Source organism: Sphingosinithalassobacter tenebrarum (assembly GCF_011057975.1).
GTDB classification, from domain to species: Bacteria; Pseudomonadota; Alphaproteobacteria; order Sphingomonadales; family Sphingomonadaceae; genus Sphingomonas; species Sphingomonas tenebrarum.
In genome coordinates, this window is the sequence record NZ_CP049109.1 from 450,058 (window position 1) to 476,812 (window position 26,755).

Below are 26,755 nucleotides of genomic sequence, written 5' to 3' on the forward strand. Positions count from 1 at the left end.
TCCGATGGTCCGCTACGCATCCCCTTTGGCCGCGAGCCCGGCGGAAACCTATCGCCGCATCGACATCGCCGGCCGTACCGGCGAAGCCGATCCGCATCGTCTGGTCGAACTGCTTTACGAAGAGGGGATTGCAGCGCTGCGGGCCGCCGCCCATGCGATGGAGCAGCGCCAGCCGGGAATCCGCAACGATCGCATTTCCCGCGCGACGGCGATCCTGTTCGCGCTGGAGGCGGGGCTGGATTTCGAACAGGGCGGCGACATCTCGCGCACGCTCGCGACTTTCTATCACGGGGTCCGCCAGCAGGTGCTGGCCGCCTCGACAGGCAACGATCCCGCGCCGTTGCGTGATGCCGCTGAAAGCCTGGCGGAAATCGCCGGGGCCTGGGGCAGCGTTCGCGCCGGTTGAGGCGACGCGCCTATTCCCAGCGCGACAGTACCGTTTCCAGATCCTCGGCGCCTTGCGCGGTGGCTTGCGAAGGCGAAGCCGAAAAGCGCGGCGCGGGCATCGGCTGAGTCATGCCGAGCGGGGATCCGAACAGATCGCGCGCGCGATTATGCGGATGCTCGGGCGCCTCGGCGAGCGACAGTACCGGAGTCACGCACGCATCGACTTCGGCGAATGTCTCCGCCCATTCGTCGCGCGTCCGGCGCGAAAAAGCCTCCGCGAAGGTGGTTTCCATCTCCGGCCATACGGCACGATCGAATTGCTTGAACCGCGCCGGATCTATTTCGAGACCCTCGCACAGCGCACGGAAATAAGCGGGCTCGAGCGCGCCGACCGCGACATGGCGCCCGTCGGCGCAGCCATAGCAGCGATAGAAGGGCGCGCCGCCGTCGACCAGATTGGCCGCGCGCTTGTCGAACCAGCGTCCGCCGGAATGCAGCGCGTAATAGAGTGTCATCATCGACGCCGTGCCGTCGATCTGCGCAGCATCGACGACCTGTCCGCGGCCGGTCGCCTGCGACGACAGGATCCCGGCCACCATGCCGAGCGCAAGATACAGCGCGCCGCCGCACTCTCCGACCAGATTGAGCGGCGGCATCGGAGTCGATTCGCTGCCCAGCGCATGGAGCGCGCCGGTGAGCGCGAGATGATTGATGTCGTTTCCGGCGCGCTGCGAAAGCGGGCCGTCGAACCCCCAGCCGCCGGCACGGCCATAGACCAGCCGCGGATTGGCGTTGAGGCAGCGCGCCGGATCGAGCTCGAGCTGTTCCATCGTGCCGGGCCGGAAGCCTTCCATGACACCGTCGGCGAGCGAGATCAGCGCCAGTGCCTGTTCGCGCGCGGCGGGATCGGAAAGGTCGAGCGAGATTTCCGAACGGCCGCGAAAGAGCGTCGGGGCGACGACACTGCCGTCGGGCGCCTGCCGACGGATGCGCACGACGTCGCAGCCCATATCGGCGAGCAGCATCGCGGCGAAGGGCACCTGCCCGGTCGATCCGAACTCGACAATCCGTACACCCGCCAGCGGTCCGTGCGTGAATTCCACAGTAACTCCCTTCGAATCGGCGCGGGAATCGTCATACTCGCCGGTCGCCCGGCAAACAAAGCACCTTGCCGGTGGTTATCGTCCCGGATTTCCGCTAGCGGGACAGGTGATGACCAATCCGCATATCGTCGCGCTCGGCGGCACGCTGCGCCCGCAATCCTCCACCGGCCAGGCACTGGCGGCGGCGCTCGCCGTTGCAGAGGCACGCGGCGCCCGCACGACATTGCTTACCGGCGATGCCATCGACTTCCCCAATTTCGACCCGGAAACCGCGTTCGATGCGCCCAATGTCGCCGCTTTCGTCGATACGCTGCGCAGCGCGGACGCGGTGCTGATCGGGTCGCCGGGCTATCACGGCACGCTTTCCGGGCTGGTCAAGAACGCGCTCGATCATGTCGAACTGACGCGCGGGGACGATCGCGTCTATTTCGACGGTCTCCCCGTCGGGCTGATTTCGACGGCGGCAGGGTGGCAGGCGGCGGTTTCCACGCTGCAGGCGCTGCGCACCATCGTCCATGCGCTGCGCGGCTGGCCGACACCGCTGGGCGTCGCGATCAACACCGCGGGGGATGGCGATGCCATCGCCGAATGCAGCGATCAGATGGCGCTCATGGTCGGGCAGATGTTCGCCTTCCTCGACCGGCGCTGACAGGGTTGGCGTTCCGTTAACCAATTCGTGACCGCTCGCGACCTAGCATTCCCGAAAAATCGGGGGACGCGAAAACAATGAGCGAAGAAGACGAACGGGCGCAGCCCGCCATCGCGCGAAAGCGCAGGCGGACGATCCTGGCGGTCGACGACAATCGAACCAACCTGCACGTGCTGGCGCAGCGTCTCGGCGAACAGGGCTATCTGGTCGTCCAGTCGGACAGCGGCGCCGAGGCACTCGATCTCATCTCGGGCCGCGGATTCGATCTCGTTCTGCTCGACATGGCGATGCCGCATGTGAACGGCCTTGCCGTGCTGCGCGAAATTCGCGGTTCGCGCGATACCGCCGACTTGCCGGTCATATTGATGACCGGACAGAGCGAACCGAACGAAGCCGTCGACGCGCTGGCTTCGGGTGCCGACGACTATGTCGCAAAGCCGTTCGAATTCGAAGTGCTTGCCGCGCGGATCGCGCGCACGCTGGCGCGCGCGCAACGTGTCGAGGAACTCAAACGCTCCAATCTCGCGCTCGATGCGCGGATCGCGGCGCGCGCGATCGAACTGGGCGAAGCGCGCAGCGAACTGGCGAGCAACCGCGCCGATCGGACGCGACTGATCGCGTCGATCCAGGCGCTGCACGACGAAGTCGAGCGGCTCAGCGCCGGAACCAGTGCCTTCTGATGAAATAGGCGGCGATTGCCAGCGCCATTACGGCGCAGACGCCGACCACGCCCCAGAACGCCCATTCGCGATGGGCATAGGGTATCCCGTCGACATTCATTCCCAGCAGCCCGGTGAGGAAGGTCAGCGGGAGGAAGATCATCGCGACGATCGCGATCATCAGCGAACGCTGGTCGAGTTGTTCGGCGCGCAGATCGGTAAGGCTTTCATGCATCAGCGCGGCGCGTTCGCGGATGCTTTCCAGCTCCTCGGCCATGCGCGCGGCGCGATCGGCGGCGGCGGCCAGGTGCAGCCGGTCATCGTCGCGCAGCCAGGGCTGGGGCAGGGTACCGAGCTTTTCCAGCGCGGCACGCTGCGGCGCGAGGAAGCGGCGATAGCCGATCGCCTGAATACGCGTTTCGTTGACGGCGCGCCGCAACTCGAAGGCGCGCGACATGTCGAGACTCTCCTCGCAATCGTCAAGCTGGTCACCGAGATCGGCGACCATCGGATCGAGTTCGGCGGTGATCGCCTGTGCCATTGCGGCAACGAGATCGCCCGGGTCGAGGATCGTGCCGGTCTCGACTTCGCCGCGCACCGTATCGACCGCGCTGAGCGGCAGGCGCGTGACGGAATAGACATTGCCCGCCGACACGAAGATGCGCACCGATGCAAGCCAGTCCGGTGCGTCGTCGCCCGAGGACAGGCCGCGCAGGTTGATCACCGCGCCGTCGCCCACCGCGTCGCAGCGCGGGCGCGTTTCGGTGGCGGTGAGCGCGTCGACGACAAAGGGCGGCAAGTGTGCGGATCTGGAAAGCCATGCCTTGGCGTGATCGTCATTGGTGGTGAGGTGAAACCAGCGCAGGTCCCCGTGCCGGTCGAGTGCGGCCTTCGGGGCGAGCTGCTCTAGCTGTCCCTGTCCGACGACATAGGCAAAACCGCTCATCGCGCCATCTCCAGATCGATCGACAGGCCGGGGCCGGGTTCCCGCGGCGCGGCGGCGCATTCGTGCCGCGCGGCATCGGCACGCGCGCGGTTCAGGATCGCAGGCGGCACGTCGGCTCGGTGGAAGACGCGGTCGGCCTGTGCCAGCAGTCGCGCGGTGCGCAGCGTGAGCTCGTCCGGGTCGGGCGAAGCGAGGGTGACGCGGACGAGGCGTGTTTCGCTCGAGTCGCCTGATGCTTCGAGCCATGCCGTGACTGCATCGGGCGCTGGTTCGGCGAGCGGATCGAGCGGCCCGCCGGATGCCAGCGCGGCGCCGATCGCGCGGCGGCGTGGCCCGGCTTCAGGCCATTTCGCCCGGATCGCCGCGCGTGCCGCTTTGAGGCCGTTCGCCAGATTGCCGAGCCCGGCGGGCAGCAGCGCCTCGAGCCGCTGGCGCAGCGCCGCGGCGAGCCCTGCCGAAGCGCCACCGGTGGCGATCGCGATCAGCACCGGATCACGGTCGACGATCGCGGGCAGCGTGAAATCGCACAGCGCGGCGCGATCGGTCGCGTTGATCAGCACGCCGCGCTCGCGCAGCCGCGCCACGGCCGCTTCGGCTTCGCCGTCATCCTCGATCGCGACGATGGCGAGCGACGCTTCGCCGTCCTCGTCGCACACGCGCGCGCCCGCGCGTTCGAGCAGGCGGCGTTTCGCATCGGCCGCCTCGCCGGTGCCGAGCAGGATCACCGGCCGACCGGCGAGCCGCAGCAGCACCGGAAGGCCGGAAAGGCTCATTTGAGCCAGTCCGGGACGTTTTCCTCGGACATGATCGTTTCGGCGGCGATGCGCCCGGCGACGACGGCGTAATTCGCGCCTTCGACGAGCACTTCGGGGACGAGCGGGCGGCTGTTATAGGTGCTCGCCATCGTCGCGCCATAGGCGCCTGCGCTACGCAGCACGATCAGGTCGCCGGTCTTCACTGTGTCGATTTTGCGCGCCTTGGCGAAGACGTCGCTCGATTCGCAAACCGGCCCGGCGACATTGGCCGTGATCATCTCGCCGCTGGGGCGCACGGCTTCGACCGCGTGATAGGCGTCATACATCGCGACGCGCGCCAGATCATTCATCGCGCCGTCGACAATCACCCAGGGATGGGTGACGCCCGGCTTGACCCACAGTACCTGTGTCATGAACACGCCCGCATTGGCCGCGATCACGCGCCCGGGCTCGAACATCAGCGCGACGTCCCAATCCTTTGTCACCCGCGCGACCATCGCGCCGAAATCGGCCGGGCTCGGCGGTTCCTCGCCGGGGCGATAGGGCACGCCCAGGCCGCCGCCGAGATCGACATGGGTGACGGCGTGACCCGCCGCGCGCAGCTCGCGTACCAGCGCGCCGATGCGATTGAACGCGGCTTCGAGCGGGTCGAGGCTGGTCAGCTGGCTGCCGATATGCACCGCCACGCCGCGCAGGTTCAGGCCGGGCAGCTTCGCCAGCCGTGCGAAGATTTCCGGCGCCTGATCGATCGGCAGGCCGAACTTGTTTTCCGCCTTGCCGGTCGAGATTTTCTCATGCGTGCCGGCATCGACATCGGGATTGACGCGCAGCACCGCCGGGGCGGTCATGCCGCGTTCGGCTGCGAGCTGGGCAAGGACGACGCCCTCTTCCTCCAGCTCGAGATTGAACTGGCCGATCCCCGCATCGAGCGCGGCGGCGAGCTCGGCGCGCGACTTTCCGACGCCCGAAAAGACGATGTCCTTCGCCGCCATCCCGCTCGCCAGCGCGCGCTTCATCTCGCCGACCGAGACGACATCTGCGCCGAAACCTTCCTGCGCCAGCACGCGCAGTACCGCGAGATTGGGATTGGCCTTGATCGCGAAGGCGCAATGGACGCGCGGCACGGCGGCCAGCCCTTCGCGAAACACGCGGGCATGGCGGCGCAGGGTCGCGGCCGAATAGACATAGACCGGGGTGCCGACTTCCCCGGCGATCCGGGAAAGCGGGACGTCTTCGGCGTAGAGTTCGCCGTTCTGAAGCGCGAAATAATCCATCGCCGCCCCTTTGCGGCAAAGTCGCCGCCGGGAAAAGGGCGGCGTGCACATCGTTGCGCTGGCGCAACGGGAGGTGCGCGCTATAGTTCGCGCTCCGGCGGCTATTTTGCGCCGGCCGGGGTGTGCCGCTCGTGGCGGCGCCGATGCGGGAGAGTGAGTCGCATGTCCGAACCGATGTTTCATTTCCACTGCCCGAAATGCGGGTGGGTGCGCGCCGCGCCGGCGATGTTCGAAACCGAGCAATGTGCGAGCTGCGGCCATCTCTTCAAGCTGGGCGCCGGCCAGATGGTCAGCCCGATTCCACCCGACATGGTACCGGAGATGCTCGCCGCGCAGCAGGCGGCGGCCGGATCCGCCGACGTGGCGAGTGACGAGACGATCGGGCATGCAGCGGCCAAGGATCTTGTCGCCCGGATGGGCGCGGTTGCCGGAAGCCCCGCCATTTCCGAGCCAGCCGCTGCTTCCGCGCCTGTTCCCGCTCCGGCGGCGCGGGCAGCCGCACCGGTCGCGCCTCGGCCGGCGCCGGACAAGCGCGCGGGCTGGACGATCTTCGCGGTGGGATGCGTCATCGCCCTGCTCGCCTTTCCGATCGGTCAGGCACTGATGGGGGTGCATGTCCTGGTCGGTACCGCGGCGATGCTCGGACTGCTCGCCTTTGGCCTTCGCGGCATTTATGGCGGGTTGCGCGACGCACTCGGGATCGGGCCGGGCGTGGCGGCGCTGCTCGCCTTTTTCGCGCTCGGACCGCTCACGCTGCTCGCCATGACGGCGATGGAGGCGATCGGAATGGGCGTGCTGGGCGACAGCGAATCGAGCGAGAGCCGACCGGTCGCCGGCTGACGCCGTTATTCGGGCGGCGGCAAATCGAATTCGTCGCTGCGGCGCTTCTCGGAGCTTTCGATCAAGTCGTCGCTGCGCGCCGGACGCGTCTGGATCGGGGCGTCGAGCAGTTCGCCGGGAGTGGGCCTGTCCTCGGCGCCATAGGGCGCGGGCGGCAGCGCCTGTCCCGACGAGGGTTCGAGCCCCTCGCGTGCGCCGCATGCCGAAAGCAGCAGCGCGGCGGCGGCAATTGCGACGGGAGCGATACGCATCATCTGTCCTCTTCCTCGAGCGTCTTGCGCGCGGCCGCGATCGCCTCGCGCACACGGGACGGGGCAGTGCCGCCGAAGCTCATCCGGCTGGCGACCGACGCATCGACGCTGAGCACGTCATAGACGCGTTGATCGATCCTGTCGTCCACTTCGCGCAGGGCTTCGAGCGGAAGCTGGTCGAGCCGCACGCCGTCCGCCTCGGCGCGGGCGACGGCGCGGCCGGTGATGTGATGCGCCTGGCGGAAGGGCACGCCCGCTTCGCGCACCAGCCAGTCGGCAAGATCGGTCGCGGTGGCAAAGCCCGATTCGGCGAGGCCGCGCATGCGATCGGTGCGGAAGCTCGCGCTTTCGACCATCCCGGTCATCGCCGCGATGCACAGGCCGAGCAGGTCGTGCGCTTCGAACACCGGCGGCTTGTCGTCCTGCATGTCCTTGGAATAGGCGAGCGGCAGCCCCTTCATCGACACCATCAGGCTGGTCATGCAGCCCATGATCCGCCCGGCATGGCCGCGCACCAGCTCGGCGGCGTCGGGATTGCGCTTCTGCGGCATGATCGACGATCCGGTCGACCATTGATCGGAGAGCGAGACGAAGCCGAAGGGCTGGCTCGCCCAGATCACGAATTCCTCGGCCAGACGCGAAAGATGCAGCGAGGCCTGCACTGCCGCCGTCAGATATTCGATCGCGAAATCGCGGTCCGAAACCGAATCGAGCGAATTGCGGGTGGGACCATCGAAACCGAGCGCCGAGGCGGTCGCTTCGCGGTCGATCGGAAAGCCCGTCCCGGCCAGCGCCGCCGCGCCGAGCGGGCAGAGATTGAGCCGCGCGCGGGCATCCGCCAGCCGGGCGCGATCGCGCGCGAACATTTCGTAATAGGCCATCAGATGGTGGCCGAGCGTAACCGGCTGGGCGGACTGGAGATGCGTGAAGCCCGGCATCACGCTGTCGGCATGTTCCTCGGCGCGGGCGAGCAGCGCGGTCTGCAGCGCCTTGAGCCCCGCCGAAGCCTCGTCGATCGCGTCGCGCGTCCACAGGCGGAAATCGGTCGCCACCTGATCGTTGCGCGAACGCGCGGTATGAAGCCGCCCGGCCGCTTCGCCGATCTTCTCGGACAGCGCGTTTTCGGTGACCATATGGATGTCTTCGAGCGCATAATCGACCGGCACGCCGTCGGCTTCGAAGTCGCTGGCGACGGCATCGAGCCCTTCGGAAATCGCCTGCGCGTCCTCGCTCGAAACAATGCCCTGCTTGCCCAGCATCGCAACATGCGCCTGCGATCCGGCGATGTCCTGCCGCCACAGTCGCTTGTCGAACGGGATCGAGGCGTTTATCTCGCGCATCACTGCCGAGGGGCCTTCCGCGAAACGCCCGCCCCACATGCTGTTGGAGCCTGTCTTGCGTCCGGTAATCGCTTCTCTCCTTGCCGTACTGGCCGTTTCCGTCGCGGGTTGCGATAGGCAAAGCCCCGCCACGGAGCAAGCGAACGAAGCACTGACCGCCGAAGCGAAGATGCCGCCCGTCGCGGGCAATGGCGCGGCGGTGGAAGGCGGACAGGTCGATCGCAGCCATGTGGGAGAAGCGGCGCCCGAACTGGCGTTTGTCGCGCCAGATGGATCGCAGACGTCGCTCGAATCCTTTCGCGGCAAACCGGTGCTGCTCAATCTCTGGGCAACCTGGTGCGCACCATGCGTCGCGGAATTGCCCACGCTGGATGCACTGGCGGAACGCGAGGCGGACCAGCTGCGGGTGATTGCGCTGAGCCAGGATTTCGACGGCAAGGAAAAGGTCGAAACCTTTTTTGCGGATAAGGGGTTCGCGAATTTGCAGCCCTATCGCGACGACGAAGCCGCGTTCAGCCTGTCGATGCAGACCAATTTGCCTACGACGATCCTCTATGACGCGCAGGGCCGTGAGGTCTGGCGGGTGCTGGGTGATATGGACTGGACCGGCGAGGCTGCTGCGGAGCTGCTTGCCGAGGTGGAGTAGGTCCAAGCCCTCTCGTTTGTTTCGAGCGCAGGGTCGAGCGCAGTCGAGATCCGAAGTCGAGAAGGCGGTTCTCGACGCCGCTTCTCGGCAGGCTCGAAGCTGCTCGAACCAAACGGATCTTCTACCATCTCTCGGTTTCGCGCCTTGATCCGCCGGGCGGCATGCTCCACTAACACACGCATTCTCCGGGGGAATGCATGACGGCCTTACTTCTCGATCACGTCACCAAGCGGTTCGGTAGCGTTACCGCGGTCGATGATCTCAGCTTCTCGGTCCCCAGGGGGCAGGTGTACGGCTTTCTCGGCGGCAATGGCGCGGGCAAGACGACCTCGCTGCGCATGGTGCTCGACATCATCCGGCCCACCAGCGGCCGGATCGAAGTGCTGGGCAAGGCGCCGGGGCGTGAGAACAGCGCCGATCTGGGCTTCCTCCCCGAAGAGCGCGGCCTCTACAAGACGATGAGCGCGATCGACACGATCGTCTATTTCGGCCGTCTGAAGGGTATGACCGCAAGCGACGCGCGCGCCGAGGGCGAAAAGCTGCTCGCGCGGTTCGACCTTTCCGATTTCGCCAAGACCAATGTCGACAAGCTCTCCAAGGGCATGGCGCAGAAGGTGCAACTCGCCACCGCGGTGGTGAACAAGCCCAGTCTCTTGATCCTCGACGAACCCTTTTCGGGACTGGATCCGGTCAATCAGGGGCTGCTCGAAGACGAGATCCGCCGCGCGGCCGATGACGGGGCGACGGTGATCTTCTCGACGCATGTCATGCAGCATGCCGAGCGATTGTGCGACCGGCTGTTGCTGATCGCGAAGGGCGCCAAGCGATTCGAAGGTACGCTGGAAGAAGCGCGCGCCGAACTGCCGCCGCGGCTCACTATCGTTTCGCGCGAAACGCCTGCGGGCTTGCCGGGGGTGGTTTCGGCGAGCGAGGCAGGTGCTGCCGGCGAAGGTTGGACCGCCTGGTCGATCGAAATGGAGCAGGGGCGCGATCCGGGCGACTTGCTCGAGGCGTGCACCGCGCGCGGTTTCGCGCTGCGCGGGTTCGAGCAGCACAAGCCCAGCCTGCACGATGTTTTCATCCATATCGTCGGCGCGGCTCCGGTCGGGGAGGTCAAGGCATGATCCAGCATATCTTTCTCGTCGCCGCGCGCGAATTTCGTCAGATCGCCGCGACGCGCAGTTTCTGGATCACGCTCCTGATCCTCCCCGTCGCGCTCGCTGTGGGGCCGCTCGCCCAGTCATTGCTCGGTGATTCGGACACCCGTCAGGTGATGCTGATCGACGGCGGCAGCGGCGCGACGCAGGCGGTGCGGCAACGCATCGATCTCGATGAAGCACAGCGCGTGCTGGGGTCGCTGTCGCGCTATGTCGAGCGGCACGAACTCGAACATGTCAATCCGAATGCTCCCTGGGCACAGCATGACCGCTGGTACACCGATGCCGAAGCCGCTCGGTTCGCGGCCGATGGCGGCGCTGAAGCCGTGGCCAAGCGGCTCGCCGCGGCGGCGCCCGAAGGGACGCCCGAATATGAAGCGCCCGAGCCCGATTACGAAATCGTCGATACGCCGGCGGATATCGCCGGCGCCGCGCCCGACCGGCTCGATGCGCTGGTCCAGCCGCATCTCGATCCGCCCGAGGATTCGGATATCCGCAAGCTCGATTATATCGTCTATGTGCCCGAGCGGGTGACGCCGCAGACGCCGGTGCGCATCTGGTCGAACGGGCGCGTATCGACCAGCTTCGTCCAGACGGTGCAGACGGTGCTTACCGGCACGATGCGCGCGCAATATCTGCGTGACGCCGGGCTGGCTCCCGAACAGTCCGCTGCGGCCAATGCGATGGCGCCCGCGATCAGGATCGACACGCCGCCCCCCGGCGGCGGGCGCGAGAAGGTTCTGATTCAGTCGATCCTGCCGCTGCTGTCGGCCTATATCCTGCTCATGTCGCTGCTGCTTTCGGGCAGCTGGATGCTGCAGGGAACGGTCGAGGAGCGATCGAACAAGCTGATCGAAACCGTGCTCGCCTGCATCAGCCCCGACGAGCTGATGTACGGCAAGCTGTTCGGCACGGTCGCGGTCGGGCTGGTGATGGTGCTGTTCTGGGTGGCGTGCGCGGCCGCCGCCGCCTTTGCCAGCCACGGCATGATCGCCGATTTCCTGCGTCCGGCGATGGCGCCGCTCGCTTCGCCCGGCACGGCGCTGACGATGCTCTATTTCTTCCTTGCCGGCTATGTGATGGTATCGATGATCTTCCTCGCCATCGGCGCGATGAGCGACAGTTTCCGCGACGCGCAAAGCTATCTGACGCCGGTGATCCTGGTGATCGCCATGCCTTTTGCCTTCATTGCGCAGGCCGTGATGTCGCAGACCGGCGGGCTGGCGGTGCAGGTGATGACCTGGGTTCCGATCTATACGCCGTTCACGATGCTCGCGCGGCTGGGTACGGGCGTGCCGCTGTGGGAAGTGCTCGGCGCCGGCGCGGTGCTCGCGATCTTCGTAGTGGTGGAGTTCATCTTCCTCGGTCGCGTCTTCCGCCACAGCCTGCTCGCCGCTGGCGAAAAGACGAGCCTGAAGCGCATCGGCCAGCTGATGCGTCGCCGCGAGGCCTAGCGCGGCCCGCGCCGCCGAATCATATCGATGTCGGAAGTTTGGATGCCCCGCGTGGATTCGAACCACGATTGACGGAGTCAGAGTCCGTAGTCTTACCATTAGACGACAGGGCAATGCCGTAACGAGGGGCGCGAAATAGGCGGGGTCCCGGCGTATGTCAACGCCTAGCGGCGGGGCCGCTTGCTCCGTTCGTCGCGCTGCGCTAGCCTTATCGGCAAGCACCGGTCGAACCGGCTTTCGGTTCGTGACGGAAAGAACATAAGCGAGTGAATTACGATGGGGGACGGCTCCGCCAGGATGCCGCGCCCAGGGAGCAAGGGATCGGGCAAGCGATCGAACCAGGGCTCCTCGCGCGCGGCGACCGCACCAGCACCAGCTGTTCGGGGGCGATGGCCGCATGCGCGCCACTATGCCGCGCTCGACCTGGGAACCAATAACTGCCGATTGCTGATCGCCCGGCCGCAGGGCTCGGGCTTCGCCGTCGTCGACGCCTTTTCACGCATCGTCCGGCTGGGCGAAGGGCTGGCCACCAACGGGCAGTTGAGCGACGCGGCAGTGGAGCGGACGATCGCGGCGCTGCGCGTCTGCGCCGAAAAGCTGCGCAAGCGCAACGTCACGCTGGCGCGCTCGGTGGCCACCGAGGCGTGCCGCCGCGCGAGCAACGGCGCCGAATTCATCGAGCGCGTCTATCGCGAAACCGGAATCGCGCTCGACATCATCACTGCCGAGGAAGAGGCGCGGCTGGCCGTGCTCGGCTGCCACGCGCTGCTCGAACCGGGCGACGGGCCTGCACTGGTGTTCGATATCGGCGGGGGATCGACCGAGCTGGTGCTGGTCGGCCCGGGAGATGAGGTGCCCCCGATCCTCGACTGGCACAGCGCGCCCTGGGGTGTGGTATCGCTCACCGAAGCGACCGCCCGCGGCGATTCGCCCGAAGCGCGCGCGGCCGCTTATGCCGATATGCGCGCGCGGGTGCGCGAAAGCTTCGCGCCCTTTGCCGAGCGGCTCGGGCCGATCGCGGGGCGCCCCCGCCTGCTGGGCACCAGCGGCACGGTGACGACGCTTGCCAGCGTCCATCTCGGGCTGGCTTCCTATGACCGGGCAGTGATCGACGGGCTGATCGTGCCGGTTTCGGTGATGCGCGATGTCAGTGTACGGCTGTCGGAAATGAGCGTCTCGGAAAGGTCGCACGTTGCCTGTATCGGCAGCGAACGCGCAGATCTGGTTGTGGCCGGTTGCGCGATTCTGGAAACCATTCTCGATTTGTGGCCCGCCGAACGGCTAGGGATCGCCGATCGCGGAATTCGGGAGGGTATATTGCGGCGACTGATGCAGGGGCAGGGCGCGTGAGCCGGGGCGGCGGTCGCGGGCATACCCGTGTGCGTACCGCGCGCGGACGCAGCGCCCAGTCGACGCGCTGGCTCGAACGCCAGCTCAATGATCCTTATGTGAAGCGCGCCAAGGCGGAAGGGTTTCGCAGTCGCGCGGCGTACAAGCTCACCGAACTCGACGAGAAATTCGGGTTTCTGAAGGGATCGAAGCGGATCGTCGATCTCGGCATCGCGCCGGGCGGCTGGACGCAGGTAGTGCGGCGGCGATTGCCCAAGGCGGCGGTGGTCGGGATCGACTTGCTACCGGTCGATCCGATCGACGGCGCCACGATCCTGCAGATGGATTTCATGGACGACGACGCGCCCGACCGGCTGATCGCTGAACTCGGCGGCGCGCCCGACCTTGTCCTGTCGGACATGGCAGCGAATACCGTCGGCCACCCGCAGACCGATGCGCTGCGGACGATGGGGCTGGTCGAAGCGGCCTTCGCTTTCGCCTGCGAGACGCTCGAACCCGGCGGCGCCTTCGTTGCCAAGGTATTCGCCGGCGGCGCCGATTCGGCGCTGGTCGCCGACATGAAGCGCAACTTCGCCAGTGTGAAACACGCCAAGCCGCCGGCGAGCCGCAAGGGTTCGGTGGAATGGTATGTCGTCGCGCAGGGGTTCAAGGGGCGGGCGGATCCCCTGATTCCGGCTTAAGCCCTTTCCAAACCCATTCAAACCGTAGCCGAGCTCCGATCGGCGCATTCCGCACCGAAAAATCGAACTTTGACCCTACGGCCTGATTATCGATAGGTGTTACCAGAATGGGTTTGGGTGGTCCTTTTTTGCTACCATGAATGATGGTTATTGAAGCGCGTTCAATATTGAAATCATTGAAAAGAAAGCAAAATTTTCTGCTGCGTGCGGGCTCTGTTATTTCAACTTCATAAAATTCTAGAGAATTTGAGAAGTCATTGGGCAAGTCAAGGCATTCACGAATCCGTATACGTGCCCCATAGTCTCGCATTGCTGTAACAAATTCAAAATTTAACCGTAGTGCTCGAAACTCCCCAAAAACTGGCTTAAGTTTCACAGCGTCCGTCTTTTGCCAATCTTTTCGGAATGCACCACCACGTCCCAGCACTTCAAAAGTATGATTTGTATTCCTAAGCGCCGTCTGCGCAGACTGCGAAGCTGCGTCAGGCACTAGTTGATAGCGATCAAACAGTTTGACGTCGCGCGATCGGGGAGAAAACTCGGATAGCCGAGTTAGTTGAGCTCGCACACAAGGGGTGTCTGAATTGTCAGTAGAAAAACGGAGCGTTAGATCGTGCTTCACCCGCGCAAAAGGAAATGCGAGCGCGCTTAGATAAACCCGTAGAGAATACCCTCCTACCGCTACCAATGCTATTGATAGCAAAATAGCAAATAGAAGCCATCCGCTTGGAGCTATTTTAACGGCAAGCGTACCACTGCCCAGTAACCCTACTACGCCGAGCGCTACTCCGACAATGTCGCCGATACCAAACTGAAAAAAACGCCGCATCTGGGCGTTTAATCGCCTTCACCACCACCTGTACGCAACATAACATCCTCGAAGATACAATCTTTGGGTTCTTTGGGTTCCGCGACAGCCATTCTCAATCCCCCTCTTAGAGAACGACGATAAGCTAACGCAGAAAAGCCAAATTATGAATCTCAACTCAACCCAAAATGGGCACGGATAACCCGAGAAGCAAGGACTCTACTTGCCTTCTCCGCTATGAGTTAGGACTCAGTGAGTCGTTCAGCCCCTCGCCCTCAGCCTTCGTAATCGCCGCCGACATTGGTGTTGCGCGGCGGGGCGGCTGCGGTAAGGCGAAGCGCTTCGGCCGAGGCGGAGAGCGAGCCGACTTCGTCGGGCGCTTCCTCGTCGTCGATCTGCACGCGCTGCAGGCCGCCGACCACGGCTTCCTCCAGGTGGTCCGGGCGAATCGTCTCTTCGGCGATTTCGCGCAGCGCCACGACCGGGTTTTTGTCGCGGTCGCGATCGATCGTCAGTTCGGCGCCACCGGAAATCTGGCGCGCGCGCTGCGCTGCGAACAGGACGAGATCGAAACGGTTGGGGACCTTGTCGACGCAATCTTCGACAGTGACGCGAGCCATGCGGCTTCCTTAAAAATCGGGTTTGCGGAAAGGCGATGCCAGTACCGGCAATCCCCGCGCGAGTCAAGAATTCTCGGTGTCGCGGGCACGGCTCGGCCCCGCCGGTCATGGCTTGTCCTTTGGCGCTTCCGGCTCCATCAGGGGGCGGATGAACGCGCGCGCCAGCCATGTCGTCGACGGCAATCGCCTGACGCTGATACCTGACGGGCCGGATCGGATGCAGGCATTGCTGGACCTGATCGCCGGTGCGCGCAGGACATTGCGGCTGCTCTATTATATCTATGTCGCCGACGAAGCCGGCGAAACGGTGCGCGATGCGCTGATCGCGGCGGCAAGGCGCGGCGTGGAAGTGTGGCTGATCGTCGATGGCCTGGGCAGCGAGGCAGCGGCAAACCGTCAGTTCTTCGATCCGTTGCGCGCGGCGGGCGTAGAGGTCCGCCGCTTCGTCCCGCGGCTGGGGCGGCGCTATCTGTTGCGCAATCACCAGAAGCTGGCGCTTGCCGACGAGGCGCGCGTGATCATCGGCGGGTTCAACATTCAGGACAGCTATTTCGGCACGATCGAGGACGAGGCCTGGCGCGATCTGGGGCTGCTGGTCGAAGGGCCGGCGGCGGAGCGGCTGGTCGGCTATTTCGACGCGCTGGCGATCTGGGCGAAGCAGGAGCGCGCGCCGCTTTCGATGCTGACATCGGCGCTAAAGCAATGGAGCGAACCGCGAGGAAAGGCGCGCTGGCTGCTCGGCGGGCCGACGCGGAGGCTGTCCCCCTGGGCGCGGGTGGTCAAGAACGACATGGAGGATTCGCGGCGGATCGACCTGATCGCCGCCTATTTCGCGCCCAGTCCGGCGATGCTGCGGCGGCTCGACAAGGCGGGCGTGCGCGGGCGCGTGCGCGTCGTGCTGCCATCGAAGATGGATCATGGCGCGGCGATCTGGGCGGCGCGCTTCACCTATGCCGGGATGCTGCGCAAGCAGGTCGAGGTATATGAGTATCAGCCGACCAAGCTGCACACCAAATTGTTCGTGATCGACGATGTCGTACATATCGGATCGGCCAATTTCGATATTCGCAGCATGTTTCTCAATCTGGAGCTGATGCTGCGGATCGAGGACGCCGATTTCGCGGCGCATGTCCGCGACTATATCGACGGCGAAGTCGCGCATAGCGAAGCGATCACGCAGACGCTGTACAAGCGGCGCACGACGCCGTGGGTGCGGTTCAAGCAGATGTGCGCCTATTTCGTGATGGCCGTGCTCGATTATAACGTGACGCGCAGCCTCAATTTCGGTCGCGAACCGCGTGAGCGATAGCATTCGCTAACACCGGGCCCGCCACCGGCTCCTATCTGTCAGCACGCACGCCATCGGGCCCGTGGCCGGCACTGCTCGCTTTTGCACCGGTACCGGGCGCGGACAGATAAGCGCGTCTCCACAAGCGCTTGCGCCCGCCTTGCGCAAGCGCTGCGGGGCCTGCGCAACCTCCAGCGGCAATCTGCTATTGCAACTCGATCGCAAAACTCTATGAGTGCGGTCAGCTAATGCGAATCAATCGCATCTAAGCCCGCAACGTCGGGAAGGGGGACATATGAAGAGAGAGACCAAATTCGCCGCTCTGCTGGGCGCCTCGCTGCCGGCGGTGGCGATGCTGACGCTGCCGAACACCGCATATGCGCAGAACGCCGAACCGGACGCGGGCGAAACGCGCGAGGCCACCGGGCAACAGGGCGAATTCCTTGGCACGATCGACATCGGCGAAAGCACGCGCGCGGTGCAGACCAACACCGCCACGCCCGCCACCGCCATCGACCGCGAGGAAATCGAGGATCGCGAGGCGAGCACCATCGCCGAACTGGTCGATTCGGTGCCCGGCGTGACTCTGGTCAACGGTTCGACTCCGATCGGATCGGGCATCAACATCCGCGGTTTCGGCGCCAACGGCACCTATGGCACCGACCAGAAAGTGGCGGTGCAGATCGACGGCGCCTCGGTCGGCTCCGAGGAGCTCTATCGCATCGGCACCCAGCTCTTCACCGATCCGTTGCTCTACAAGAGCGTCGAAGTGATCCGCGGCACCGTCGGCAGCTTCGAATATGGCTCGGGCATCATCGGCGGCATTGTCCGGCTCGAAACCAGCGACGCGTCGGATCTGACCGGCGGCAGGCCCGGCTTCGCGCTCAACCAGGTCGCGGGTTACAACAGCAACGGCGACGGCTGGAACAGCTCGACCACGGTCGCGGCGATGCCGAACGAGCATGTCGAATTCCTCGCCAACTACAGCTGGCGCGAGCAGAATAATCTGCAGGACGGAAACGGTGACGAAATCCCGAACAGCGAGTTCGGCCTGCCCTCCTGGCTGATCAAGGGCGGCGTGCATTTCGGCGCGGACAATGCGCACACCATCGAAGCGAGCTTCAGCCAGACCGAGACCAGCGAGCGCGACAAGCCCTATGACAGTTTCGGCACGAGTGGCGGCAGTTTCGGCAATGTCGATCGCGATACCAAGAGCCAGGTCGCCACGCTCGGCTACACCTTCGATCCGATCGCCGACGATGCGGTGAATCTGAGCCTGCTCTACAGCTATGCCAATCAGGAGATCGTGCAGGAATATGTTCCGGGCAGCTCGCCCTACGCGCCGCCGGGTGGTTTCGATGTGGTCAATGCCGACCAGCAATATGAAACGCACAAGGTAACGCTCAAGAACATCGCCTATTTCGATACCGGCAGCCTGCGCCACAATCTGCGGATCGGCCTCGAATATGTGCACAAGGACCGGCTCGACGCGAACAGCGCGCCGGGCGGCACCGATAAGCGCATGGCCGCGTTCCTTGTCGACGAGATCGCACTGTTTCCGGGATTCACGCTGACCCCGGCGATGCGCTGGGAAAGCCAGACGGTGAAGGGCACGCTCGATAGCGGCGCCGATGCCAGCTACGAGAATGAGGCGTTGATGGGCGGCGTTTCGGCGCGCTACGAATTGCCGGTCGGCTTCGCGGTGTTTGGCAGCTGGGCCTATACCGAAAACCTGCCGATTCTCGATGACCTCGAAAACGACGTCTATATGTCGCAGTCCGAACAGGCCGAGACCTGGGAGGCAGGCGCCTCGTTCGATCATATCGGCCTGCTCGGCCGGTCCGATCGCGCGGCGTTCAAGGTCAATTACTATGACACCGACCTGACTGACGTGACGTCCTATTCGGGCGTCAGCGCGGTGCGGCTCGAAGGGTTTGAGATCGAAGGCTCCTATGCCGCCGGCAACGGCCTCTATCTCGATTTCAACATCAACCTGCCCAAGGGCGAGCAGACCGATACCGGCGGTGCGGTATCCGACTGGGACAACACCCCGCCGGACAGCTATGCGGTTTCCGTCGGCAAGCGGTTCGGCGATCTGCTCAACCTGCGCTGGGAAAGCTATTTCGCCGCCGATGCCGATCGCAACGGCACCGTGACCGAAGGCTTCGACAGCCATAATTTGCGGCTGATCGTGACGCCGAGCGGCGGCCTGCTCGACGGGCTGGCGCTGCGGCTTAGCGTCGAGAACCTCTTCGACAGCTATTACACGCCGCTGCTTTCGACGCGTCCGGCGCCCGGCCGCAACTTCAAATTCTCGATTTCGAAACTGTTCTGACGAGCTCGCGTCGGCCGGAAGGGGGCCGGCCGGCGCGAACCGCGATCGGGTTTCGGGAAAGGAGTTAAACGGATGCATGCAAGCGACAGCCTCGGTGCGATCGGCGCGTTTCTCGCGCTCGGCGGTCCGGTGCTCGCGATCATCCTGCTGCTGTCGGTGCTGGCGCTCACCGTGTTTCTGGTCAAGCTGTTCCAGTTCCGGCAGCTGCGCGTGGGGCGCCACACCCAGCTGCGCAACGCCATCCGGCAATGGGATGCCGGGCAGCGCGACGAAGCGCGGCAGACGCTGGCGCGATCGGGCAACTATCTCGCGCGCGTCGCGGCGATGGCGATCGCGGTCGACGGCAGGGAGGGCGCGCGAGCGCGGCTTGAAAGCGAAGCCGAGCAGCGCTTGCGCATGCTCGAGCGCGGTCTGCGCTTCCTCGATTTCGTCGCGCAGCTCGCGCCGTTGCTCGGGCTGTTCGGCACCGTGCTCGGCATGATCGAGGCGTTTCAGGCGATGCAGGGCGCGGGCGCGCAAGTCGATCCCTCGGTCCTCGCAGGCGGCATCTGGGTCGCGCTGCTCACCACCGCCGCGGGGCTCGCGCTCGCCATGCCGGTTTCGGCAGCGGTCGCATGGCTGGAAAGCCGTATCGACGGCGAGCGCGCGCTGGCGGATCTTGCGATCTCGACGGTGGCGACGCCGCTGCCGGAAGCCGCAGGGGATGGAGCGGCCTGATGGCACTGCGGCGAGCCCGGACGCGGCGCAGGATCTCGATCACGTCGCTGATCGACGTGATCTTCCTGCTGCTCTTGTTCTTCATGCTCGCCTCCAGCTTCACCCATATCTCCGAGCTTGAAGTATCGGCGCCGGTGCCGCGCGGCGCTTCTTCGGCCGCACCGTCAGCCGATGCGCGGGTGCTGCTTGTCGGGCAGACGCGGCTCAGCCTCGATGGGCGCCATATCGCCGACGCCGCGTTGCCGCATGCACTACGGGCGGGGCTGCCCGAGCACGACACGGTGACGTTGCGTGTGTCGGACGATGCGGACACGCAACGGCTGACAGACATTCTCGCGCTGCTCCAGCCGATCGACGGCCTTGCCGTCAGCATGACGGGAGCGGCGCCATGATCCGTGCGCGTCGCACCCGAACCAGGGCGGACCCGACCGTCAGCCTGATCAACATCGTGTTCCTGATCCTGATCTTCTTCATGGTCGCGGGCACGCTCGCCAAACTGCCGCAGCGCGAAATCGCACTTGTCGAAAGCCGTGGGCTGGAATGTTGCGCGCCGCCCGACGCGCTGGGCGTTTCGCGTGACGGGGCGCTGCATTTCAACGGCCGGCGCTATGCCACGGTCGCGGCCTATCTCGCGGTGATCGAGCCCGGCGAAGGGCCGCTGCGCATCCTGCCCGACCGGCGGCTGCCTGCGCGCGAGCTGCTGACCATCCTCGCGCGGCTTCGCGCGGCGGGCGCGGAGAAGATCGTGCTGCTGACGCAGGACGTGTCGGCATGAGCCGGTCGTTCTCCCAATGGTTATGGTCGGCGCTGGCGGTTTCGGTCCTGGTGCATGGCGGGTTGCTCGCCTGGATCGCGGGCGCGCCGCAGTCCGGTATCGAACTGGCCGGCGGCGGCGGTGGCGGCGCAGCGATCGGAATCGCGATGGCCGGCGCGCCGGACGATGCGCCCGGCGAGGCGCAGGCGGTGAATGCCGTGCCCGAAGCACCAGCCAAAGCCGAACAGCCCCCGCAGTCACCGCCCGATCCGGCACAGCCACCGCGCTTGGCCGCAACGCATGGCGAACCGGCCGTGCGACGAGCGCATGCTCCGTTGGCGCGGGAGGCGGCTGTCGATCCGGCGAGTGCGGCGGCATCCGCCGCGCCCGCCATCGCAACCGAGGCGCTGCCGAGCGCGCCGCATGTGTCGCGCGACCGGGAGGCCGAGCCTCCGCCCCAGCACTCACGCGAACGGCCGGCGGCGCATCGCGCCGCGTCAGCCGGGGGGCGGTCCGGGGCGCCGGATGCAAGCGGCGGAAGCGGCCCGGCGGATCATCCGCCCGGCCCGGGCAATGCCGCGCGCGACAATTATTCGGGACGGGTCTTTCGCCATCTGATGCGGTTCCGCCGACCCAATGTGATCGGCCCGGGATCGGCGCATGTGCGTTTCACCGTGCGCGACGACGGGCGCGTCACCAACATATCGGTTTCGCGCAGTTCGGGCTCGTCGCGTTTCGATCGCGAAGCGGTGCGGCTGGTGCGCCGCGCCGCGCCCTTTCCCGCGCCGCCGCCCGGCGCGGGGCGCGACTTCAACTTCAAGATCACCGGACAATGAGCAACGCATTCGGCGGAAGGACAAGAACATGACCAAATTCAGCCATATCGTGAAAGCCTGCGCCGCGGGGATCGCGGCGACGGCGCTTGTCGTCGGATCGGCGACCGCGCACACCTCCTATCTGCTCCCGAATATCTTCACGGCGAATGTCGAGCGTTATGTGACGCTGCAGGCATCGTTCGCGGAGGATTTCTTCCGGCCCGAAATCGCCGTCGACAATGCCGATTTCCATGTCATCCGGCCCGACGGCAGTCGCGCGGAGCTGGAGAACATCACGAAGCTGCGCCAGATGGTCGTGCTCGAAAGTCCGATCGAGGAAGAAGGCACCTATCGCTTCACCACCGGCGTGCGCCACGGGCGGACGGGACAGGTCGCACTGGTCGACGGCGAGTGGGTGCCGGTTCGCGGTGAGGCTCCCGCCAGCGCCGTGCAGGTCCAGACCAGCCAGACCGAAACCGTCGCCGACGTCTATGTGACCAAGAAGGCGCCGACCCGCGCGCCGGTGGATCTGGCGATCGGGCGGCTGGTTATCCAGCCGGTCACGCATCCCAGCGACATCTACAAGGGCGGCGGTTTCGACTTCAAAATCCTGTTCGACGGCGAGCCGCTTGCGGATCAGGTCGTCAATCTCGATCGCGGCGACGCGCAATATGACGCGGCGCCCGCGCATCGCGAACTGCGCACCGATGCCCAAGGCGGCGTCTCGCTCAGCTTCGAAAAGCCCGGCGTATATCTGCTGATGGTGCGCCACCGCGCCGCTGCGCCCGCCGGATCGGAAACCGATCAGCGCAGCTACACGACGTCGCTGACCTTCGAAGTGCAACCCTATTGAACCAAGCAAATCTGGAAGGATGAATGGTATGAAGACGCAATGGATCTATGGTCTGGCGGTGGCCGCCGCCGTCATGCTCCCCGCCACGGCGATGGCGCAGGACGGCCCCGCCGCGGGGCACGGCAAGGCATCGTTCATGAGCCAGTATGACGCCGATGGCGACGGTGCGGTCACGCAGGCCGAATTTCTCGCCGGCCGCGAGGCGAAGTATAACGGCTTCGATCTCGACGGCGACGGCGCGGTTTCCGAAGCGGAATATGTCGAGGAATATATCGGACGCCTCGATCGCGAGCTCGCCGAACGCCGCGCGCGGCAGATTCGCCAGACCTATGTCCGCTACGGCGTGCTCGACAGCGACAAGGACAGGAACATGACGCTCGACGAATTCAATGCCTCGGGCAGCCGCATGTTCGAGCGGCTCGACAGCAACGGAGACGGCGTGATCGACAGCGGAGACACCGCAGCAGCCTATTGAATCAAAGCGAGCGGCCTGGCCGATCGCGGGTCCTGCGCCTGTTGGCGGCGCGGGAACTCACGGTCGGTCAGGTCGCGGGAAGGAGGAATGGCCTCCTCGGTTCCTCAGAAGGACGCGCGACCTGTCCGGCTGAACTCGGCCGGTCCGAAAATGCATTCCGTCATGCCGGTGCGCCGCGATCCGTTCCTGGAGCGGCCGGCCGGCCGTCATGCGCGATGCGGGCGAAGCGCGCGGGCGGCATTCCCACATGGCGAGCGAAGGCGGTACTGAAAGTGCTCGCCGAGCCATAGCCGATCCGGGCCGCGACCAGCGCTATCGCAAGCTCGCCGGTGCGCAGCAATCGCTTGGCGAGCGCCATGCGCCAGGCAAGCAGATACTCCATAGGCGCCAGTCCCACCACGCGCTTGAACCGCGCGAAAAAGGCGGAGCGCGACATTGCCGCTTCCGCCGCGAGTCCGGCGACGGTCCAGCGATGCTCGGGCCGCGCGTGGATTGCGCGCAGCGCACCCGCCAGGCGATTGTCGGCGAGACCCCGGCCCAGGCCCGGCGCCGACGCCGTCCCGGCGCCGGTCCGCAGCGCCTCGATCAGCAGAACCTCGAGCAGGCGCTCGAGCACGAGTTCGCGTGCGGGCCGGTCCCTGCGTGTCTCGTCGCTGACGAGCTGTGTCAGCGTAGCGAGCCGTGGCTCGCCGTGCGCGATCACCATTGTCGGCAGCAGCGATACCAGCAGCGCCGCGTCGGGCGATGCGAAGCTGCACAGGCCCACCTGCATACGCAGGTTCGGCGCGCCTTCCGGCGGGCCGACGCGGAAGCGCCCTTCGCCGATTTCGACCGGCATCATCGCGACACCCCGGGGCGGCGGCGCGATGCTCTCGAGCGTCATCGCCCGGGTGGCGGGCGCAAGCAGGAAGTCCCCCGCCCGCAGGATCATCGGCGGGCGGTCCTCCGCGCTCATTCGACACTGTCCCTCGAGGACGGCGCAATAGAAGGGCCGGGCGTCGATTTCGGGATGGATTCGCCACGCGTCCGCATATTCAACCAGCTTCGAGAAGCTGGCTTTCGGTTGGAGCAACGTCACGATCTCGGCGAGCGGATCCACCGGCATGTCAGGACCTTCACAAACAAATTCGATACGCTTCCCGATACAAAGTCCGGCACCCGCTTTCCATCTCCGTTCTGCCTCATCGCAAATGGAGTTTCGTCATGCCCAGTATTCTCATCACCGGCTGTTCCTCTGGCTTCGGCCTTGAAACCGCCCGTCGGTTCCTCGATCGCGGTTGGACCGTGGTCGCGACGATGCGCACGCCCGACACCGATGTGCTGCCCGCTTCCGATAATTTGCGGATCCTGCCGCTCGACGTCACCGATCGCGAAAGCATCGCCCGCGCTGTCGCCGATGCCGGGCCGATCGACGTCCTTGTCAACAATGCCGGCTTCGGCGCCGCTGTGCCGACCGAACTGATCGCATTCGAGACCGCGCGGGCGCTGTTCGAAACCAACACGCTGGGCACGCTCGCGATGATCCAGGCGGTGCTGCCGCAATTTCGCGAACGCCGGGCGGGCACCATCATCAACGTCACTTCGTCGGTAACGTTCAGGCCGCTGCCGCTCGTCAGCGTCTATCGCGCGAGCAAGGCGGCGGTGAACGCTCTCAGCGAATCGCTGGCGGCCGAGGTCGCGCCGCTCGGCATCGGCGTGCATGTCGTCCTTCCCGGCGGGTCGCCCGAAACGCGTTTCGCCGACAGCGCGATGCCGCACCTGCGCGGTCGGGACAATTCCGATTATGCGCCGCTGATCGAAACCATGATGGGGCATTTCCAGATGACCGATCGTCCCGTGACGCACGCAACCGACGTCGCCGATGCGGTGTGGAAAGCGGCTACCGATCCCAATGCCCCTTTGAAGATCGCCGCCGGCGAGGATGCCGAGCAATGGATGGCCGAGGCGGGGCAACCGCTGACCTGACTTCCGCCACCGGCGCCCCGCGCGAGGGGCGGGGCGCCGGAAACGGCCGTCCGGTCACGTCTCTCGTCGCGGGTCCCGAAGCCGAAACAGCAACAGCAACGTGATCGACAGCATCGCGATTGATCCGAGGAAGAGCGGATCATAGCCGAAGAGGCTTGCAACCATGCCGCCCAGCAGCGGTCCGATCGCCGATACTATGCCATCCAGCGTATTGGTGAGGCCCAGCCGCATCGCGACATCCTCGCGCGGGCCGAATTCGAGCACCATCGTCTGCTGACTCATCAGATAGCCGGAAATCGACGCGCCCAGGCCGCAAAAGGCAAGCGCCAGGCCGAAGCCAGAGGGGATGAGCATCAAAACGAGCGTCGATGCGATCCACAGGCCAATCGCTAGCATATAGGTGATGCGGTAGCCGGCCTTGTCGCCGAGGCGCCCCCAAAGCAGGTTGGACACGGTATCAGCGGCCATGAAGCACAGGGCGAGCCCGCCCACGGCGGGGCCGTCTAGGCCGATCCTGCTGCCAGCGAACAGGATGTAGAAAGGCGCCGCCGCGCGGGCCAGCGTGCAGGTCGACTGGGCGATAAGGAAGGCGCGGAAATCGCGGTCCGCAAGGTGACTGGGAAAGGACGCGATGTGTGCGAACAATGGTCGGCGTACCGTCATCGCCGTGCCGCGGGGCTCGCGCATCATCAGTCCGATCGCCAGCAGCCCGGCGCAACTGAGCAGGAAGGTGAGAAGGAAGATGCTGGCATAGCCGTTGCCGAGAAAATCGCCTTCGATCAGCCAGACGCCCGCAAGATAGGATATGCCCGCCGCGATCAGCCCGCCGACGAAGTTGCGCCAACCCTGCAGCCGGCCGCGACGCCGGATCGGGATGACCTTGCTCAACAGCAGGTTGAAGGCGATGCGCTGGCCGCCGGTGCCCATGCCCAGCAGGAACAGCACCAGGAAGGTGGCGGCTATCGCCGAAGGTCCGTCGAGCACCCAGCCGACAAGCGCGAGCGCGAGGATCATCAGCCGCATGAACAGCCCGATGCGCAGTGCCGCCGGCAACACCTGCCCGCGGTGCGAAAGCGCCGCCGCGACCAGCATCGGCGAGAGCATCATTCCCGCCTGGAGAAGCGAACTGCCGACTCCCACAAGCGCCTTCGAGCCTGTCAGCAGAAACAGATAGGCGGGTGTGAACGTAGGCGTGGAGATCAACCGGAAGCCGGCGAAGCTCAACATGCCGTCCAGGAAATGCGCCGAATAATTGCGCTTCAGATTGGCGGTCACGAAATCATCGGCCGATTCCGTGTCGGCGCGTTGTGTCACGAAACGGCCAGGGGGATGGCGCCCGTCAGAATCGCGCCGAGCGTGAGCGCCAGCGAGATCAGTGCCGCATATTTGAGCGCGAACCGCTGGACGTCGGCGACTTCGACGCCGAGCAACCCGCAAGCGAGATAGACCGGCGCGAGCAGCGGGCTGAGCTGGTGGACGGGCTGCCCCATCATCGAGGCGCGGCCGATCGCTTCGGCGGGTACGCCGAAGTTGGTGGCGGCCTCCGCCAGCACCGGCACGATACCGAAATAATAGGCGTCGTTGGACATGAGGAAGGTGATGGGCAGGCTGAGGACCGCTGTGACGGGTGCCAGATAGGGCCCCATTGCGTCGGGGATGCCGTGAACCAGCGCCTGCGCCATTGCGTCGAGCATGCCGGTACCGTCCATGATGCCGGTCAGCGATCCGGCGGCGAAGATCAGCAGCGCGACCATCACCACATTATTGGCATGCGCGTTGATCCGTTCGCGCTGGGCCTGGAGATTGGGATAGTTGAGCGTCACTGCGATCGCGAAGGCGCCCATCATCAGCACCGGCAGCGAGGCGATGCCCGTGAACATGCCCGCCATCAGTGCGAGAGTTAGCAACAGGTTCGGCCAGAAAAGGTGCGGCCGGCGCTCGGGCGGCGATTCGTGTTCGACGGCGGCGCCATGCTGCATCGCCGCCGGTTGCCAGCCGAGCCGCCGACGTTCGGTGACGCCGAACCACCAGGCGAGGCCGAAGGCTGCGAGCATTCCGGCAGCCATTGCCGGCAGCAGCGGGAGGAAGAGATCCGAAAGCAGATCGATTTTCAGCGCCGCCGCGGCCCTGGCTGCCGGGCCGCCCCAGGGCACGAAGTTCATGATCGCGTTGGTGCTGCCGAGCAGCGTGGCGAGGATCAGCGGGTTCATGCCGATCGACCGATAGACGGGCAGCAGCGCGGTGATGACGATCAGTGCCGTTGTCGTGCCGTCCCCGTCCACCGACACCAGCGCCGACAGGGCGGCCGTGCCGATCGCGATGCGGAGCGGATCATTCCCAACAAGGTGCAGGATGCGTCGAACGAGCGGGTCGAACAGTCCCGCGTCCATCATGATGCCGAAAAACAGGATGGCGAAGGAAAGGAGCAATGCGATCGGCGCGACCTGCAGGATGCCCTCGACGATCATCCCGCCCAGGTCCGCCTGCCCCGGCGCGAGTAGGCCGGCGACGATCGGAATCGCGATCAGCGCGACGATCGCCGACAGTCGTCTGGTCATGATGAGGATGATGAAGGCCGCAACGGTTGCGAAGCCCAGCAGGGCAAGGTTCACGAATCTGCTCTCCTGTATATTT

Annotated in this window: 29 protein-coding genes and 1 tRNA gene; 18 read left to right on the top strand and 12 right to left on the bottom strand. The window is 65.6% G+C overall.

Annotated features, from left to right (window positions below; all coding sequences use genetic code 11):
* The first annotated feature begins 4 nt into the window (after positions 1-4).
* Positions 5-406: a flagellar export chaperone FliS gene (locus G5C33_RS02305; RefSeq protein ID WP_165325733.1), complete on the top strand. Its 402-nt coding sequence runs from the start codon at positions 5-7 to the stop codon at positions 404-406.
* Between the two features lie 10 nt (positions 407-416).
* On the opposite strand, the gene G5C33_RS02310 is transcribed toward G5C33_RS02305, so the two are convergent.
* Positions 417-1,490 carry a CaiB/BaiF CoA transferase family protein gene (locus G5C33_RS02310; protein WP_165325734.1) on the bottom strand — a complete coding sequence of 358 codons (1,074 nt, stop codon included), beginning with the start codon at positions 1,488-1,490 and terminating at the stop codon, positions 417-419.
* Positions 1,491-1,599: 109 nt separating this feature from the next.
* Here G5C33_RS02310 and G5C33_RS02315 point away from each other — a divergent pair, with 109 nt between their 5' ends.
* Together G5C33_RS02315 and G5C33_RS02320 are read left to right on the top strand one after the other, a co-directional pair.
* Complete coding sequence (locus G5C33_RS02315) at positions 1,600-2,139, top strand: NADPH-dependent FMN reductase (RefSeq protein WP_165325735.1); 540 nt, start codon at positions 1,600-1,602, stop codon at positions 2,137-2,139.
* Positions 2,140-2,216: 77 nt separating this feature from the next.
* The gene (locus G5C33_RS02320) at positions 2,217-2,819 is read left to right on the top strand and encodes a response regulator (protein WP_165325736.1); all 603 of its coding nucleotides are present in this window, start codon (positions 2,217-2,219) and stop codon (positions 2,817-2,819) included.
* Here the strand turns inward: G5C33_RS02320 and G5C33_RS02325 are convergent.
* From G5C33_RS02325 to lysA, 3 genes are read right to left on the bottom strand one after another with little or no spacing between them, the layout of a single operon-like run.
* Positions 2,794-3,744, bottom strand: coding sequence for a zinc transporter ZntB (locus G5C33_RS02325; RefSeq protein WP_165325737.1), 951 nt, complete (start codon positions 3,742-3,744; stop codon positions 2,794-2,796). The genes G5C33_RS02320 and G5C33_RS02325 overlap by 26 nt on opposite strands.
* Positions 3,741-4,517 (bottom strand): precorrin-2 dehydrogenase/sirohydrochlorin ferrochelatase family protein, encoded by a 777-nt coding sequence (locus G5C33_RS02330; protein WP_165325738.1) that lies wholly within the window; start codon positions 4,515-4,517, stop codon positions 3,741-3,743. The genes G5C33_RS02325 and G5C33_RS02330 overlap by 4 nt, the downstream gene beginning before the upstream one ends.
* Entirely contained in the window at positions 4,514-5,773 is a 1,260-nt protein-coding gene (gene lysA / locus G5C33_RS02335) for a diaminopimelate decarboxylase (RefSeq protein WP_165325739.1), read from the bottom strand. Before lysA ends, G5C33_RS02330 begins: the two co-directional genes overlap by 4 nt.
* Positions 5,774-5,935: 162 nt before the next feature.
* Here lysA and G5C33_RS02340 point away from each other — a divergent pair, with 162 nt between their 5' ends.
* Positions 5,936-6,613, top strand: coding sequence for a hypothetical protein (locus G5C33_RS02340; protein ID WP_165325740.1), 678 nt, complete (start codon positions 5,936-5,938; stop codon positions 6,611-6,613).
* A gap of 5 nt (positions 6,614-6,618) precedes the next feature.
* Here the strand turns inward: G5C33_RS02340 and G5C33_RS02345 are convergent, their stop codons facing one another.
* Both G5C33_RS02345 and argH read right to left on the bottom strand, forming a co-directional pair.
* Positions 6,619-6,867, bottom strand: a complete 249-nt coding sequence (locus G5C33_RS02345) for a hypothetical protein (protein ID WP_165325741.1) — start codon at positions 6,865-6,867, stop codon at positions 6,619-6,621.
* The gene (gene argH / locus G5C33_RS02350) at positions 6,864-8,243 is read right to left on the bottom strand and encodes an argininosuccinate lyase (RefSeq protein ID WP_165325742.1); all 1,380 of its coding nucleotides are present in this window, start codon (positions 8,241-8,243) and stop codon (positions 6,864-6,866) included. Before argH ends, G5C33_RS02345 begins: the two co-directional genes overlap by 4 nt.
* A gap of 16 nt (positions 8,244-8,259) precedes the next feature.
* Between argH and G5C33_RS02355 the strand changes: the two genes are divergently transcribed.
* From G5C33_RS02355 to G5C33_RS02365, 3 genes are all read left to right on the top strand, one after another.
* A complete protein-coding gene (locus tag G5C33_RS02355; protein WP_228275169.1) occupies positions 8,260-8,850 on the top strand; it encodes a TlpA family protein disulfide reductase in 591 nt (196 codons plus the stop codon).
* Positions 8,851-9,047: 197 nt separating this feature from the next.
* On the top strand, positions 9,048-9,974 hold the full coding sequence (locus G5C33_RS02360) for an ABC transporter ATP-binding protein (protein ID WP_165325744.1): 927 nt from the start codon (positions 9,048-9,050) through the stop codon (positions 9,972-9,974).
* A complete protein-coding gene (locus tag G5C33_RS02365) occupies positions 9,971-11,461 on the top strand; it encodes an ABC transporter permease (protein WP_165325745.1) in 1,491 nt (496 codons plus the stop codon). The genes G5C33_RS02360 and G5C33_RS02365 overlap by 4 nt, the downstream gene beginning before the upstream one ends.
* Positions 11,462-11,500: 39 nt before the next feature.
* Here G5C33_RS02365 and G5C33_RS02370 read toward each other — a convergent pair.
* Positions 11,501-11,574 (bottom strand) — tRNA-Gln (locus tag G5C33_RS02370).
* Positions 11,575-11,758: 184 nt separating this feature from the next.
* Here G5C33_RS02370 and G5C33_RS02375 point away from each other — a divergent pair.
* Both G5C33_RS02375 and G5C33_RS02380 read left to right on the top strand, forming a co-directional pair.
* A complete protein-coding gene (locus G5C33_RS02375; RefSeq protein WP_206518618.1) occupies positions 11,759-12,811 on the top strand; it encodes a Ppx/GppA phosphatase family protein in 1,053 nt (350 codons plus the stop codon).
* Complete coding sequence (locus G5C33_RS02380) at positions 12,808-13,491, top strand: RlmE family RNA methyltransferase (RefSeq protein WP_165325747.1); 684 nt, start codon at positions 12,808-12,810, stop codon at positions 13,489-13,491. The genes G5C33_RS02375 and G5C33_RS02380 overlap by 4 nt, the downstream gene beginning before the upstream one ends.
* Here the strand turns inward: G5C33_RS02380 and G5C33_RS02385 are convergent.
* Together G5C33_RS02385 and rpoZ are read right to left on the bottom strand one after the other, a co-directional pair.
* Complete coding sequence (locus G5C33_RS02385; RefSeq protein WP_165325748.1) at positions 13,457-14,320, bottom strand: hypothetical protein; 864 nt, start codon at positions 14,318-14,320, stop codon at positions 13,457-13,459. The genes G5C33_RS02380 and G5C33_RS02385 overlap by 35 nt on opposite strands.
* 254 nt (positions 14,321-14,574) lie before the next feature.
* Complete coding sequence (rpoZ, locus tag G5C33_RS02390) at positions 14,575-14,919, bottom strand: DNA-directed RNA polymerase subunit omega (RefSeq protein WP_165325749.1); 345 nt, start codon at positions 14,917-14,919, stop codon at positions 14,575-14,577.
* A 148-nt stretch (positions 14,920-15,067) separates the two neighbouring features.
* On the opposite strand from rpoZ, the gene G5C33_RS02395 reads away from it, so the two are divergent.
* The 8 genes from G5C33_RS02395 to G5C33_RS02430 all read left to right on the top strand — a co-directional run bounded on the left by G5C33_RS02395 (position 15,068) and on the right by G5C33_RS02430 (position 22,156).
* Complete coding sequence (locus G5C33_RS02395; protein ID WP_165325750.1) at positions 15,068-16,228, top strand: phospholipase D-like domain-containing protein; 1,161 nt, start codon at positions 15,068-15,070, stop codon at positions 16,226-16,228.
* Between the two features lie 274 nt (positions 16,229-16,502).
* The gene (locus G5C33_RS02400; RefSeq protein ID WP_206518619.1) at positions 16,503-18,542 is read left to right on the top strand and encodes a TonB-dependent receptor plug domain-containing protein; all 2,040 of its coding nucleotides are present in this window, start codon (positions 16,503-16,505) and stop codon (positions 18,540-18,542) included.
* A 72-nt stretch (positions 18,543-18,614) separates the two neighbouring features.
* Positions 18,615-19,259, top strand: coding sequence for a MotA/TolQ/ExbB proton channel family protein (locus G5C33_RS02405; RefSeq protein WP_165325751.1), 645 nt, complete (start codon positions 18,615-18,617; stop codon positions 19,257-19,259).
* Complete coding sequence (locus G5C33_RS02410; protein WP_165325752.1) at positions 19,259-19,651, top strand: biopolymer transporter ExbD; 393 nt, start codon at positions 19,259-19,261, stop codon at positions 19,649-19,651. Before G5C33_RS02405 ends, G5C33_RS02410 begins: the two co-directional genes overlap by 1 nt.
* A complete protein-coding gene (locus tag G5C33_RS02415; protein WP_165325753.1) occupies positions 19,648-20,034 on the top strand; it encodes an ExbD/TolR family protein in 387 nt (128 codons plus the stop codon). The genes G5C33_RS02410 and G5C33_RS02415 overlap by 4 nt, the downstream gene beginning before the upstream one ends.
* Positions 20,031-20,849: an energy transducer TonB family protein gene (locus G5C33_RS02420; RefSeq protein WP_165325754.1), complete on the top strand. Its 819-nt coding sequence runs from the start codon at positions 20,031-20,033 to the stop codon at positions 20,847-20,849. Before G5C33_RS02415 ends, G5C33_RS02420 begins: the two co-directional genes overlap by 4 nt.
* A gap of 28 nt (positions 20,850-20,877) precedes the next feature.
* The gene (locus G5C33_RS02425; protein ID WP_165325755.1) at positions 20,878-21,681 is read left to right on the top strand and encodes a DUF4198 domain-containing protein; all 804 of its coding nucleotides are present in this window, start codon (positions 20,878-20,880) and stop codon (positions 21,679-21,681) included.
* 28 nt (positions 21,682-21,709) lie between these two features.
* Positions 21,710-22,156 (top strand): EF-hand domain-containing protein, encoded by a 447-nt coding sequence (locus G5C33_RS02430; protein WP_228275170.1) that lies wholly within the window; start codon positions 21,710-21,712, stop codon positions 22,154-22,156.
* Between the two features lie 160 nt (positions 22,157-22,316).
* Here the strand turns inward: G5C33_RS02430 and G5C33_RS02435 are convergent, their stop codons facing one another.
* Entirely contained in the window at positions 22,317-23,261 is a 945-nt protein-coding gene (locus tag G5C33_RS02435) for a helix-turn-helix transcriptional regulator (protein WP_165325757.1), read from the bottom strand.
* A 98-nt stretch (positions 23,262-23,359) separates the two neighbouring features.
* On the opposite strand from G5C33_RS02435, the gene G5C33_RS02440 reads away from it, so the two are divergent.
* Positions 23,360-24,121, top strand: a complete 762-nt coding sequence (locus G5C33_RS02440) for an SDR family oxidoreductase (protein ID WP_165325758.1) — start codon at positions 23,360-23,362, stop codon at positions 24,119-24,121.
* Between the two features lie 54 nt (positions 24,122-24,175).
* On the opposite strand, the gene G5C33_RS02445 is transcribed toward G5C33_RS02440, so the two are convergent.
* Both G5C33_RS02445 and G5C33_RS02450 read right to left on the bottom strand, forming a co-directional pair.
* Positions 24,176-25,435 (bottom strand): MFS transporter, encoded by a 1,260-nt coding sequence (locus G5C33_RS02445; RefSeq protein ID WP_228275171.1) that lies wholly within the window; start codon positions 25,433-25,435, stop codon positions 24,176-24,178.
* On the bottom strand, positions 25,432-26,733 hold the full coding sequence (locus tag G5C33_RS02450; protein ID WP_165325759.1) for a CitMHS family transporter: 1,302 nt from the start codon (positions 26,731-26,733) through the stop codon (positions 25,432-25,434). The genes G5C33_RS02445 and G5C33_RS02450 overlap by 4 nt, the downstream gene beginning before the upstream one ends.
* Positions 26,734-26,755: the final 22 nt, after the last annotated feature.